We start from the raw sequence: 12,972 nt of genomic DNA, 5'->3' as shown, positions 1-12,972 counted from the left end.
TGTGACAACAGAAAGGAAATAGTAGACTTCCAATCCAATCAGCGAATGAGGAAATGGAATATCGTAATCTCCAATAAAAAGATGAATAAAGACATTCCCGCCAAAACGGGAACCGCTTGCAGATTCCTAGCTTTCCTCGATACTCTATTGAAATAAGGCGGACTTAACACAACACAATAGATGAGAAATATGAGACAGGAAATGAACTGGAACGGGAACCACCAAATCGCGTATTCCCATATTTTCATCCCTGAATATAAGAGAAAAGAGGATGATAATCCAAACAAAACACATTTTACGGCACCGAATAAAAGAATCGCATGTCTCGTTTTGCCGTTTATTGACAAAAGGAAAGTCACAACAAAAAATAGCAGCATCGTTAGAAAAGGTCTCCAAATAGATCCTTCAATCGTTGAAATGACCCTCGGATCGAAAAAGCCGATCCATTTTTCGGATGCAGCTGTCGGAATTTCCCTGAACAACAATGCCCCGCCGATATATCCGACGGCTAGTACGATAAATAGATGGATAAAAGATAAGGAACGGACCATAGGCTTCACCTCCGCATCGTTTCTATAACGTATGCTTGTCCGTTCCGAAATAGCTCAATGTTTCAGAAGTTTTTTCGCGTGGAGGATTGCAAAAGCTGTTTTTGCGTCGTAAATACGTTGATCTTGCACCATCTCTTCTGCTTCTTCAATCGTGCATTCATATAGCTGGATGAACTCATCTTCGTCTCCCGCGGCAGGCTTGTCTATTTTATATAGTCCTTGCGCTACGAATATATGAATGATTTCATTTGCAAATCCTGGTGACGTTGCGAATGACTGTAAGTATTCAAATTTATTTGCACCGTACCCCGTCTCCTCTTCCAATTCACGGAGTGCTGTGATCGCAATGTCCTCTCCAGGCTCGATTTTACCGGCAGGAATTTCAATGATGGACCGGTTCAACGCCTTTCGATATTGCTCGACAAGAACCAGTTTTCCATCATCAGTGATTGCAATGACGGCGACAGCACCTGGATGATCGACGAGTTCCCTTTTCGCGCGCTTTCCGTCCGGCAGTTCGACATCGTCGACACGAAGGGAGATGATTTTCCCTTCAAATATTTTTTCGGATACAACAGTCTTTTCCTCAAAACGATTCATTTTGACAAGCTCCTTTTCATCAACTCAAGCAAGAATACTTCACCTATTATCTTCTACATTGTACAGTGTTAGTAAAGTAGATGAAAACAATTTACGGAGGTGCGCCATTGAAAAAAAGAGAAATTGGAAATAGCGGAATGTATGTATCCGAACTAGGACTTGGGTGCATGTCATTCCCGGACAACTTGGAAGAAGTGAAGAACATTGTAGACGCAGCATTACACGCTGGCATCAATTTCTTCGACACAGCAGACTTATATGCTGCTGGCAAAAATGAATCTCTAGTTGGCGAAGCGTTGAAAGGCCGACGGGATGAAATCATTCTTGCGACAAAGGTTGGCAACCGCATGATTCAAGGAGAGGATGGATGGAGCTGGGATGCTTCGAAGGCATATATCATGGAGGCTGTAAAGGACAGCCTGAGACGCCTTGGCACAGACTATATCGACCTCTATCAATTACATGGCGGTACGATGGAAGATGATGTGACGGAAACAATCGAAGCTTTTGAGGCATTGAAAAAGGAAGGAGTCATCCGGCAGTATGGTATTTCGTCCATTCGACCGAATGTCATCGAACGTTTTTTAACGAACAGCTCTGCAGTTTCCGTCATGATGCAGTACAGTCTACTCGATCGGAGGCCTGAGGAATGGTTCCCTATAATCCATGAAGCTGGGGCATCCGTCATCACTCGGGGAACATTGGCAAAAGGGCTGTTGACGGATGAAGGCCTTACTCGCGTTAAGAATATGGACGGATTTGTTGCGTATGATTCTGCAGGCTTGAAGAAGACAGTCGGCGAGTTACATGAGACTGCCAACGACATGCATGCGCTCGCCCTAGCTTTCAACCTGAAGGAAGATGTAGTAGCTTCCGCATTGATTGGCGCCAGCTCAAAAGATCAGCTACTCGATTCGATTGTTGCATACGAAAAGGAAGTGGATCAATCCGAGCTAGCCTCCATTGTGCCATTGACCGAAGCACATCAGTACGAACAGCACCGACTGTAATTCTGTAATACTTTTGAAACAAATCTGTAATGATTAGGAAACTATTTCAAGGGTATCTAACAAGTAGGCAACAATTAAAGATTACACCTTGGAGGAGATTTCAATGAAACTACTCACAGAAGACAAAAAATGGTTGAAGCTTGGAGCCGCGACGTTCCTATCCGTAGGACTGCTCGCAGCATGTGGAGATGGCGATGACGATACGGATGTAGATGTCAATAATCCACCTGCCGATGTACATGACGGCACAGATACTGATGTGAATCTCGATGTAGATGATGGTACTGATACTGACACGGATACAGGAACTGACGATAGCAGCAAATAAGCGAATGAAAAACGAGACTCTCTTTGCGGGAGTCTCGTTTTTCGTTTTATCCTACACTTCATAAAAGCTCTTGTACATATCCTGTACTAAAAGCCATTATTATTCCTGCAACAACGATACTCTTTGGTCAAAAGTTGGATATAACACGTGGAAAACAGGGAGATTTATATCACCTTGTTTATCATACTCCCATAAGATTTTTATCCACTCCTCAAAGTTGCTTAAAGTTTTAATAATTTTCTTCGTATCTTGGCTTATGAAACCAACCCTATAATCATTATTTTTCACATTATCATCACATATGAATACCCAATGATTATTCGAACTATCACCAGCATCAAACATTGTGAAAGAAATTAATCTACATGAATTAATCAACTCATTAGTTTCTACTGCGAGTATTTGATTTGGCACATCCGGAATAATATCGTGAACGTTACGAATATCGGAGCAAGGGGAGTTTTTGTCAACTCCACCTATTGGTTCACAATCCAATAAGAAGATGCCGTTTGAGAATTGTTTCAAAAACGCTCTAAATGATTGAGGTAAGGGATAGCCAAGAGTTTTCTCATATGCTCTAACCATCTCTTCCGACGCAGGTTTGGACTTGTCAATACTAGGGTATTTTTCATTACATTCCTCAATGAATTCGTATATGAACATTTAATCCCTCTTTCAACTACATTTATTTTGTAAGTATGAATTGACCTACGTCAGCTATGTCTAGTTCCTTATTTCCTATAATTAACAATACCTTAGCATATATGATGCTAGAAAAGAATGAATAAACAAAAACGAGACCCTATGCAGGAGTCTCGTTTCTAACAGTTTTAGTTAAAATTATACTTCTTGCTCCGCTAACTGTAGCTGCGCTGCTTTCTTACGCTTCTTCGAAGGAAGCATATTGAACATGATGTTTAACACAATTGCCGTCAAGCTGCCGGCTACGATGCCGTTGCTTGTTAGCATTTGTAAGCTTGCAGGAAGACTAGCGAAAATGTCAGGAACGACGGAAACGCCAAGGCCAAGGCCAACTGAACAAGCGATGATCATCGCGTTTTCCTGTGACTCCCCTACGACCTTGCTCAACATTTTGATCCCTTGTGAGATAACCATACCGAACATCGCTACCATCGCGCCGCCCAATACCGAAGTCGGAATGACGGTTGCCATCGCCGCGATTTTCGGCATGAAGCCTAATGAGACGAGCATGATGGCTGTAATTAAAATGACTTTACGTGACTTGACGCCAGACATTTGTACTAAACCGACGTTTTGAGAAAAGGTCGTGTACGGGAATGCGTTGAAAATCCCGCCGATCAAAGAAGCCAATCCTTCCGAACGGTAGCCCTTCTCCAAGTCTTTCTCCGTGATTTCCTTCTCGGTAATATCGCTCAATGCGAAATACACTCCCGTGGATTCCACTAATGAAACCATTGCGACCAACGTCATCGTCAAGATCGGAATTAAATGGAACGTCGGTGTTGCTAGATAGAATGGCGTTAATAAATGAAATGTCGAAGCCTCTTTCACTGCGCCGAAATCTACGATGCCAAACATCATTGCCGCCACTGTGCCAGCAGCCATTCCGAGCAGAATCGAAATGGATCGAAGGAAACCGGTTGTAAAACGGTATAGCAGAATGATGCAAAGAAGCGTTCCAAAGGAAAGAAGGATGTTCGTACTTGATCCGAAATCCGGAGCGCCGAATCCCCCACCCATATTATTCAAAGCTACAGGTATTAAAGTGATTCCGATAATTGTTACAACAGAACCCGTCACCACTGGCGGGAAGAACTTGATCAGCTTCCCGAAAAACGTACTGATAAGGACGATGATTAATCCAGAAGCGATTACCGCCCCATAAATCGCTGAAATTCCATAGTTGCCGCCGATGGAAATCATCGGACCGACCGCCGTGAACGTACATCCTAAAACGACCGGCAACCCGATTCCGAAAAACCGGTTGCTCATAATTTGCAGTATCGTTGCGATTCCACACATGAGAATATCGACGGACACGAGGTACGTTAGTTGAGTAGAAGTTAAGCCGATTGCCTGACCTACTATGAGCGGAACGAGAATCGCTCCTGCATACATGGCAAGTAAATGTTGAAAACCTAATACAACTGATTTCATAATGATGTACCTTCTTCCCTGAATTCAACTTTTCCATCTTCGAGTGATTCGAGAATCGCCAATGATTCTACCCGGATTCCTTTTTCCCGGATCATCGTGCCTCCCGGCTGAAAACCTTTTTCGATGACGATGCCGACTCCTACAAGCTCAGCTTCCGCCTGCTCAACAATATCAAGAAGCCCTAGTACTGCTTGTCCATTCGCAAGAAAATCATCTATGACTAAAATTTTGTCCCCTTTTTTCAAGAAATCCTTTGAAACGGAAATTTCATTCGTTTCATTTTTTGTGAAGGAATGAACGTCAGCTGTAAATAAGTGATCGCTCATCGTCAATGATTTGCGTTTCCGAGCGAAAATCGCTGGTACGCCCAATACTAGGCCAGTCATCATTGCGGGTGCGATTCCAGATGATTCGATGGAAAGGATCTTTGTAATACCATCCTCCTTGAACCGTTCAGCGAATTCCTCTCCGACGGCTTTCATAAGCGGAGGATCGATTTGATGATTCAAAAACGAATCCACTTTCAATACTTGATCAGAAAGCACTTTACCTTCCTGCATGATTTTCTCCTGTAGCTGCTTCAACCTGATGCTCCTCCTTTTTTATTCACGATCAGAAGGAATTAAAAAACCCCAAATGACCGTGCATCCATTCATTCATGAGTGGAGCAAGGTCATTCGGGGTTTGAATTAACCGAATGAATAAAAAAGACACATGCATAAAATACCCGCATGAACCTTTTCTACTTTGCTTCTCATAGTCAATCCATTTACGGTGGATCGGTAGAAACTTGCAGGCCATATCCCTGCGATTATATGAGTGGATGTGTTATTTAGGTTTTAATTATAACACGCATATGACAGGTTTCAACGGAATTCCGGCAATAAAATATGTTGAATTTATGAACAGAAAATGCATTAGGACACATTGAAAGGGCTTTCTAGATACAAATTGATTTATCTGGGAATTCAAGTAATAATACAGGACTTTCCCATTACTTATTCATCACAATTATCTCAATGAAATTAATAATATTTCACTTCTATTAATTCCCCCTCATTCCAGTTTATCATCTCTTGTCGGAGGCAATAGATGGACTGTAGGCCACTACAAATATATCAACGAAGAGGAGAGATATTTATTATGGCTAAAAACAACAACAATAACAACAATCGCGGGAAAATGTCTTTGGAGGAAGCTGGCCGTAAAGGCGGAGAAGCTACTGCAAGAAACCATGACAGAGATTTCTATGAAGAAATCGGACGTAAAGGCGGAGAAGCCACTGCACAAAATCATGACAGAGATTTCTACGAGGAAATCGGACGCAAAGGCGGAGAAGCTACTGCGAAAAACCATGATCGAGATTTCTACGAAGAAATCGGACGTAAAGGTGGAGAAGCCCGCGCTCAACAAAATGATAATAATAACAGCAGGCGTTAATGGATGATTAGATCTCCAATAACAGTTTGAATAAAACAGCTGGAAGCGGTAAATTAACCGTTTCCAGCTGTTTTTATGCGAAGTCCATCTCCAAAACGATCGGGCAATGATCGCTTCCCAATACTTCGGCATGAATATCTGCTGCTTTCAAAGACGGCAGCAGACAATCTGATATGAGGAAATAGTCGATTCGCCACCCGATATTCCTCGCCCTGACGTCCCGCATATAGGACCACCATGTGTACGCCCCTTCAACAACCGGGTTTAAATGACGGAAAGAATCAATGAACCCTTCATCTAGTAATGCAGTGAATTCTCCTCTTTCCTCTACCGTGAATCCAGAATTTCCCACATTCGATTTGAAGTTACGTATATCGATATCTTGATGGGCAACATTCAAATCGCCACAAAGAATGACGGATTTTGAGCTTTTCAGTTGGCGTAAATAATCCTTCATCCTGCGTTCCCAATCCAATCGGACAGGAAGACGTGCCAAATCTCTTTGCGCATTCGGCGCATAGACATTCACCAAATAAAATTCAGGAAATTCTAATGTTAAAATCCGTCCTTCGTCTTCTGATTCAGATTCACCTACTCCATATGTCACGGTGAGTGGTTCTTGCTTTGTGAAGACTGCAGTACCCGAATAGCCTTTCTTCAGTGCGTAGTTCCAATATTGATGGTACCCTTCCAGTTCAAGTTCAATCTGACCGCTTTGCAGCTTCGTCTCCTGAATGCAGAAAATATCCGCATCCTGTTCTTTGAAATAGTCCAGAAACCCTTTGCGGACGCAAGCTCTTAATCCATTGACATTCCATGAGATCAGTTTCATGCTAAAAACTCCTTTTATTACACAATACTTTTCATTGTACTAGAAAAGAGAGTATCGTAAAAGAATAGTAGCGCCGGGGCGGTTTACTTTGAGCGCAGGTGCGGCAGTTACGAGCGCGAATCACGATTTATGAGCGCATGGGCCGCAGTTATGAGCGCAGGAGTTATCATTTAAATAAAAAAAGCTGTCCAGAAGACTTTCCTGGACAGCTCCAATGCAATTTTCAATTCTTACGCGTTCAATGCGACCGCGATTTTTGCGCCGACGACAGCGTTGTTTTTCACTAGAGCTATATTCGCTTCGAGGCTGCGGCCTTCCGTAAGGTCTTTCACTTTGCCTAACATGAAAGGTGTAACGTCTTTTCCTGCGATATTTTGCTCTTCTGCTTCTTTAAGTGCATCTTCAATAATTCCGTCGATGAATGACTTGTCCATTGCGTCCGCTTCTGGAATTGGGTTCGCGATGACCGCGCCGCCTTTTAAGCCAAGATCCCATTTCACACGGAGAATGTCCGCGACCGTCTCAGGCTCATCCACGCGGATATTTAGTCCGAAATCACTTTCACGTGTAAAGAACGCTGGAAGGACATCTGTGCCGTAACCGATGACAGGCACACCGTTCGTTTCCAAATATTCGAGCGTCAAGCCAAGGTCGAGGATCGATTTCGCACCCGCGCAAATGACAGCAACATCCGTTTGCGCAAGCTCTTCCAAGTCTGCAGAAATATCCATTGTCTTTTCAGCGCCACGGTGGACACCGCCGATTCCGCCAGTCACGAAGATTTTAATGCCCGCAAGTGATGCAGCAATCATCGTAGTCGCAACAGTTGTTGCTCCTAATTGTTTTGTTGCGATCAAATACGCAAGGTCGCGTCTTGACGCTTTTGCAACGCCTTGGCTATTGCCGAACATTTCAAGCTCTTCGTCTGAAAGGCCGATTTTGATTTTTCCATCGATGAGGGCGATTGTTGCTGGTACTGCACCGTTATCACGGATAATCTGCTCTACTTCGCGAGCCGTTTGAACGTTTTGCGGGTAAGGCATACCGTGGGAAATGATTGTTGATTCCAAAGCGACTACTGGTTTTCCAGTTTCCATTGCTTCTTGTACTTCTTGTGAATATGTTAGATATTGTTTCATTGTAATTCCTCCAATTCTTTTTTAAGAAGATCCCGTGTCAATTCCGGTCTTACCGTATATGAGCATTCCAACGTCTTTGCAGCGTTCAATAAGCCCATGCGGACATTTTCTTCTAAAGACGCGCCGATCAGATGACCATGCAGCAATCCCGATACAAATGCATCCCCTGCTCCAGTTACATCCTCTACATGCACATTCTCAATGGCTGGAAAACGAATCGGTTCGCTACCCGCGGACGCGGCCATGATGCCTCTTGATCCGGATGTAACGACGACATTCTCAGCACCAAACGCAAGCAATTTTTGTACAGCCTTTTTCCAGTCCTCTTCATTGTCGATTGTCAGGCCGGTATAGGTCTCCGCTTCATCCCGATTGCAGACAAACCATGTAACACCATTCAAATCACTCGGCATCCTGTTCATCTTCGGTGAAGAAACAGGAATGATGACGAGTGGGTTCCCTTTTTGGTTTGCCAAGTTTTTAATATAATCGACAGATTCTTTCGGGCAATTCAAATCAATGATAATCATGGATGCGTTTGAAATGATCCTCGACTTTCCTTCTAAATAGTCTGGTGTCAGGAAATCATAAATTTCCATATTCGCCAACGCGATAACTAGTTCACCTGTCGGATCCAAAACAGCCGAGTAAGAGCCGGTCGATTTCCCGATCAATTGGCCCACGTCTGAAACATCCATATACGCTGAGGATTCCCTATCGATCACATCCCAATCGCTATCATTGCCGGCAACTGTTAAAAGCCGCACATGATGGTTGAGTCGACCTAGGTTTTCCCCTATATTCCGGGCAACACCTCCAACAGAAACGGACATCGAAGCCGGATTGGAAGTTCCAAGTTGCGTCTGTTCAATCAAATGGAATTTCCGGTCGATGTTGGCCCCGCCAATGCAGATGATTTCCTTTTCTTCAGGAAGGATATACGCCCTTCCTGAGATCTTTCCTTGTTTGATCAAACCTGAAATGATATTTGCCAAGGAGGGTCTGGACATGCTAAGGGCATCCGCCATTTCTTGTTGTGATAAATAAGGATTGGCTCGGATTAAGTCAAGAACAGCCCTTTCCTTTTCATTCAATTCCATCACCCTTTAAACATTTGTTTTAATTGTAAACTTTTGTTTTATCGATTGCAACAACTAATTAATAATCGTTCCTTCGACTTATTTCACATTGATACCGCATTTTCGACTTTATACAAGGAAAGGTCGATTTCGACATCACACCCAAGCGCAATGTTGGCCAGCTGCTTTCCAAGGAAAGGGCCGACTGTCAATCCAGAAGCACCAAGCCCGTTGGCAAAAAGCAATTCAGGATGTCCCGGGACTTCCCCGATAACCGGTAGAAAACCTGGCGTGAACGGCCGAAAGCCAACCCGTATTTCTTGGAATGCAGCTTCTTCCAGACCGGGTGCTACGTTTAAAGCTTTGGACAGCACTTCATGGATCCCACCTGCAGTCGCATGCAGCGTGAAGCCCGCTTCATCCTCATGTGTCGCGCCAATGACGACCTTCCCCTCATCAGCGGGTAGAATATATTGGTCGGTCGGCGGCATGACGACTGGCCATTTTTCTGTATGATGTCCATCTATATGCAAATGGACGATTTGCGCTTTTTGCCCGGTCACTTGCACATTCAAATTGAGAGGCTCCATCAGTTCCCCTGCCCACGCCCCCGCTGTAATGATAATTCTTGACGCTTTTATTTCTTCTCCGCCTACATTGATGCCGAAAGCCTTACCATTATGAACGACGAGTCGAGCATTCCCATTCATAAAAACTGCTCCATGCTTTTCCGAAGCATTGATCAATGCCGCTCTCATGGCCCTTCCATCAACCCGGGCAGCACCTTCAATATGAACAGATGAAAAGCCTTCGGACAACAGTGGGAAGAGATTGGATGTCTCGCTTTCATTGAGCAGCTTCACTTGTCCGATTTCGGGTGCTTCCTTCTTTCTTTCCAAAGCGCGGGCTTCCATCTTTTCCAGCTTACCCAACTCTCTATGTAAATTGATCGCTCCGACTTTCCGATACCCTGTGTTCGTCTCGCCGTCTTCTTCCAAAAGTCGAATCAATTCCGGATAATAGGATGCTCCCCCTTTTGCCAAAGCATACCAAGCTTTATTCCTCCGCTGAGAAACCCACGGACATATGATCCCAGCTGCAGCATCGGTCGCCTGTCCATTATCCATACGATCGACTACAAGAACGTCCGCACCCCGTTTCGCCAAGTGGTAGGCTGCTGATGCCCCAAGTATTCCCGCCCCGATAATGATGATCCTTTTCATGTTAAACACCTTTTCTTCGTTTTATGTAATATTGTACAAGCGGAAAAACATACATACAAACATAGCTGTATGTGTAAACGTTTTCAAAATTGTAACAACAATATAACAACTCAACTCTTCCATTTTTCAAAAAATGCAGTATACTTATTTTATTCTATACTACATGGTCGTTTTGACTATAAAATGAGGAGATGATCGGAATGAAGAGAACACCCATCCAGATTAAACTAAGCGATTCGAGAAAAGAGAAACCGAATCCCGAGAATCTCATGTTTGGCAGAAGTTTCACTGATCACATGTTTGTGGCTGATTATGAGGAAGGCAAAGGTTGGCATAGCCACCGAATCGTCCCTTATGCTCCTGTCACTTTGGATCCTGCAGCAATCGTCCTGCATTACGGGCAAACAGTATTTGAAGGCATGAAAGCATATCGTTCCGCTGACGATGGAACGGTGCGTTTGTTCCGACCGGAGGAAAACATGAAAAGGTTGAATCTTTCATTAGAAAGGCTTTGCATGCCACGAATCGATGAAGAGGCGGCATTGCATGCATTGACACAGCTCATCCATATCGAAAAGGACTGGATTCCGACAGTCGAAGGCACTTCGCTGTACATACGACCTTTCGTCATTGCAAATGAAGCATTCCTAGGTGTTGCACCAGCAAAGAAATATCAATTTTTCATCATCTTATCTCCTGTAGGATCCTATTACAAGGAAGGCATCCACCCAGTCAAAATTCTTGTTGAAAATGAATTTGTCAGGGCAGTGAAAGGCGGCACGGGCGGTGCAAAGACTGCAGGCAATTATGCGGCCGGCCTTAAAGCGCAGGAGGTTGCAGATCAGCGTGGCTACTCCCAAGTACTCTGGTTGGACGGTGTCGAACGGAAATATGTCGAAGAAGTGGGAAGCATGAATATCTTCTTTAAAATTGATGGCGAAGTCATTACACCCGCCATCAACGGAAGCATTTTGGAAGGGATCACCCGAAAATCGATTCTGCAATTGCTACGTCACTGGGGAGTCCCTGTTTCGGAACGGAAAATATCGATGGATGAAATTCGGGCAGCCTATGACGAAGGGAAGCTGGAAGAAGTATTTGGAACCGGAACAGCAGCTGTCATCTCCCCTGTCGGTGAATTGAATTGGGATGGCTATAAAATGGTTGTCAATAATTGTAAAACCGGACCGTTGGCTAAGTCGCTATTCGACACACTTTCCAATATCCAGACTGGAAAAGAAATAGATCCTTTCAAGTGGGTGACCGAGTTGAAGAGCGAGTTTGCAAAATTAGCCTAAATGGAAAAGACATACCTGCAATGGGTATGTCTTTTCTTTACGCTATATTTTGATAACGATTCAATAAAGAATCCAATTCTTGGCTGCATGCTACAACTGCTGGGTGTGTAAATCCTCGGTCTTTTGCAATTTTGACCATTTTGGACCTTTTCATATGGATTTTAAAAGATAAAAGCTGTTTGCCAATCAATCTCATCGCATTTCCTCCGTCAAATTTTTTACCCTTGCCTATCATAATGTAGACCAGTTGAAAAAAATGTCGAATTGTGTGTGGTTATCATAAAATTAACGATTTGTCATAATTCCGTCACAAATGAAAGGAAGAGGTATGCATATATACCCCTTCCCTCTTTCCAATAAACCCCAAAATGGAATTGTTGATTATTTTGCTTCTGGGAACATCCGATGGATGCTTGTCGTGAATTCTTCAAAGAATCCTTCTACAGGTTTTCCGGCACGGATTTGATTTCCATACTCAGTAAAACGTGTGACGACATCCGGATTGAACGATACGTAGACATTATTGAATTCGGTATGGACTCTTCGAACTTCATCAGCGATTTTCTTCTTCAATGCTTCGCTTTCCTTAACGTTTTTCTTCAATTCGACACCAACATACGCATTTCTATCCGTTACAAGAACGTTTGCCCTTTCGACTTCTTTCAATGCTGCAATTTTATCTGCTGCATCGTCGGCAACTTCAACTTTCCTTTCAGTATTGCCGGTTGTGTTAGTACCATTGTGATCATTCATTGTGTTTCGATCGTTGGTCAGACCATTCGTTCCGTGGGCTGATTCTCCGACGCCTGTGGTGTTAACACCAGTCCTGTTGTGGTCGTTCGCTGCATTTCCGTTCGTAGTGTTTGTACCACCTGTACCCCTGTTGGTTGTACACCCAACTAAAGCAAGTATGAGTAGCAACGAAAGTGGAAAAATCGCTAATTTTTTCATCCTTTTTTCACTCCTTGTCAAATGATGTTCATCGATAGAGTGTGTAGGATTTCCTCTTCTATTCATCGCTTTTCGTTTTTTGTTCAAAAAAACCGGATGGAAAATTCCACCCGGTTGTTTCAATATTTCGAGTCGCTGTCGCCGTATTCATCCAGCAATTCTGCAAAGCTTTTGTTTTTCTCGCGTTCAATGCGTTCTTTTCGGAGCTTTTCTTGGCGCTCCGCTTCATCCGCCTCGATTTTTGCTGTCATTTCCTTCTTGGCTGCTTTCAATTTTAATAAAACATCATTATCAAGTGCTTCAGAAAGTGTCGCTTTTTCATCTTCCCGCTTTTTAGGAGTTGCTGTCCTTGATTTTTTCCTCGCCATTCAATCCACCTTCT

General features: G+C 43.5%; 15 protein-coding genes, 1 pseudogene and 1 riboswitch. Of the genes and pseudogenes, 4 read left to right on the top strand and 12 right to left on the bottom strand.

What is annotated here, in order from left to right; translation table 11 throughout:
- Nucleotides 1-38: 38 nt before the first annotated feature.
- On the bottom strand, nt 39-551 hold the full coding sequence (locus ACFPTP_RS08215; protein WP_381443533.1) for a hypothetical protein: 513 nt from the start codon (nt 549-551) through the stop codon (nt 39-41).
- A 54-nt stretch (nt 552-605) separates the two neighbouring features.
- Nucleotides 606-1,151, bottom strand: coding sequence for an NUDIX hydrolase (locus tag ACFPTP_RS08210; protein WP_381443531.1), 546 nt, complete (start codon nt 1,149-1,151; stop codon nt 606-608).
- 107 nt (nt 1,152-1,258) lie between these two features.
- Here ACFPTP_RS08210 and ACFPTP_RS08205 point away from each other — a divergent pair, with 107 nt between their 5' ends.
- On the top strand, nt 1,259-2,161 hold the full coding sequence (locus ACFPTP_RS08205) for an aldo/keto reductase (RefSeq protein ID WP_381443530.1): 903 nt from the start codon (nt 1,259-1,261) through the stop codon (nt 2,159-2,161).
- A gap of 103 nt (nt 2,162-2,264) precedes the next feature.
- A complete protein-coding gene (locus tag ACFPTP_RS08200) occupies nt 2,265-2,489 on the top strand; it encodes a hypothetical protein (RefSeq protein ID WP_381443529.1) in 225 nt (74 codons plus the stop codon).
- 99 nt (nt 2,490-2,588) lie between these two features.
- On the opposite strand, the gene ACFPTP_RS08195 is transcribed toward ACFPTP_RS08200, so the two are convergent.
- The 3 genes from ACFPTP_RS08195 to ACFPTP_RS08185 all read right to left on the bottom strand — a co-directional run bounded on the left by ACFPTP_RS08195 (nt 2,589) and on the right by ACFPTP_RS08185 (nt 5,212).
- The gene (locus tag ACFPTP_RS08195; RefSeq protein WP_381443528.1) at nt 2,589-3,152 is read right to left on the bottom strand and encodes an SMI1/KNR4 family protein; all 564 of its coding nucleotides are present in this window, start codon (nt 3,150-3,152) and stop codon (nt 2,589-2,591) included.
- A gap of 177 nt (nt 3,153-3,329) precedes the next feature.
- Nucleotides 3,330-4,628 carry a nucleobase:cation symporter-2 family protein gene (locus ACFPTP_RS08190; protein ID WP_381443526.1) on the bottom strand — a complete coding sequence of 433 codons (1,299 nt, stop codon included), beginning with the start codon at nt 4,626-4,628 and terminating at the stop codon, nt 3,330-3,332.
- A complete protein-coding gene (locus ACFPTP_RS08185; RefSeq protein ID WP_381443525.1) occupies nt 4,625-5,212 on the bottom strand; it encodes a xanthine phosphoribosyltransferase in 588 nt (195 codons plus the stop codon). Before ACFPTP_RS08185 ends, ACFPTP_RS08190 begins: the two co-directional genes overlap by 4 nt.
- A 153-nt stretch (nt 5,213-5,365) precedes the next feature.
- Nucleotides 5,366-5,467: riboswitch (purine riboswitch) on the bottom strand.
- A gap of 304 nt (nt 5,468-5,771) precedes the next feature.
- Between ACFPTP_RS08185 and ACFPTP_RS08180 the strand changes: the two are divergent.
- Nucleotides 5,772-6,053 (top strand): annotated as a pseudogene (locus tag ACFPTP_RS08180) (KGG domain-containing protein); the annotation flags it as partial.
- Nucleotides 6,054-6,141: 88 nt separating this feature from the next.
- Here ACFPTP_RS08180 and ACFPTP_RS08175 read toward each other — a convergent pair.
- The 4 genes from ACFPTP_RS08175 to ACFPTP_RS08160 all read right to left on the bottom strand — a co-directional run bounded on the left by ACFPTP_RS08175 (nt 6,142) and on the right by ACFPTP_RS08160 (nt 10,341).
- Nucleotides 6,142-6,900 (bottom strand): exodeoxyribonuclease III, encoded by a 759-nt coding sequence (locus ACFPTP_RS08175; protein ID WP_381443523.1) that lies wholly within the window; start codon nt 6,898-6,900, stop codon nt 6,142-6,144.
- A 230-nt stretch (nt 6,901-7,130) separates the two neighbouring features.
- The gene (locus ACFPTP_RS08170) at nt 7,131-8,039 is read right to left on the bottom strand and encodes a pseudouridine-5'-phosphate glycosidase (RefSeq protein WP_381443522.1); all 909 of its coding nucleotides are present in this window, start codon (nt 8,037-8,039) and stop codon (nt 7,131-7,133) included.
- The gene (locus tag ACFPTP_RS08165) at nt 8,036-9,133 is read right to left on the bottom strand and encodes a PfkB family carbohydrate kinase (RefSeq protein ID WP_381443520.1); all 1,098 of its coding nucleotides are present in this window, start codon (nt 9,131-9,133) and stop codon (nt 8,036-8,038) included. The genes ACFPTP_RS08170 and ACFPTP_RS08165 overlap by 4 nt, the downstream gene beginning before the upstream one ends.
- Before the next feature lie 89 nt (nt 9,134-9,222).
- Nucleotides 9,223-10,341, bottom strand: a complete 1,119-nt coding sequence (locus ACFPTP_RS08160; RefSeq protein ID WP_381443519.1) for an NAD(P)/FAD-dependent oxidoreductase — start codon at nt 10,339-10,341, stop codon at nt 9,223-9,225.
- Nucleotides 10,342-10,541: 200 nt separating this feature from the next.
- On the opposite strand from ACFPTP_RS08160, the gene ACFPTP_RS08155 reads away from it, so the two are divergent.
- Nucleotides 10,542-11,639 (top strand): branched-chain amino acid aminotransferase, encoded by a 1,098-nt coding sequence (locus ACFPTP_RS08155; RefSeq protein ID WP_381443517.1) that lies wholly within the window; start codon nt 10,542-10,544, stop codon nt 11,637-11,639.
- 37 nt (nt 11,640-11,676) lie between these two features.
- Here ACFPTP_RS08155 and ACFPTP_RS08150 read toward each other — a convergent pair whose 3' ends face one another.
- From ACFPTP_RS08150 to ACFPTP_RS08140, 3 genes are all read right to left on the bottom strand, one after another.
- Nucleotides 11,677-11,835 (bottom strand): aspartyl-phosphate phosphatase Spo0E family protein, encoded by a 159-nt coding sequence (locus tag ACFPTP_RS08150; protein WP_251694726.1) that lies wholly within the window; start codon nt 11,833-11,835, stop codon nt 11,677-11,679.
- Nucleotides 11,836-12,020: 185 nt separating this feature from the next.
- Nucleotides 12,021-12,590 (bottom strand): YhcN/YlaJ family sporulation lipoprotein, encoded by a 570-nt coding sequence (locus ACFPTP_RS08145; RefSeq protein WP_381443515.1) that lies wholly within the window; start codon nt 12,588-12,590, stop codon nt 12,021-12,023.
- Between the two features lie 119 nt (nt 12,591-12,709).
- A complete protein-coding gene (locus ACFPTP_RS08140; protein ID WP_381443514.1) occupies nt 12,710-12,958 on the bottom strand; it encodes a YqkE family protein in 249 nt (82 codons plus the stop codon).
- Between the last annotated feature and the right edge of the window lie 14 nt (nt 12,959-12,972).

Origin of the sequence: Sporosarcina koreensis (genome assembly GCF_042655825.1) — a bacterium.
GTDB classification, from domain to species: Bacteria; Bacillota; Bacilli; order Bacillales_A; family Planococcaceae; genus Sporosarcina; species Sporosarcina koreensis.
This window is presented reverse-complemented; position numbering and strand designations above follow the sequence as displayed.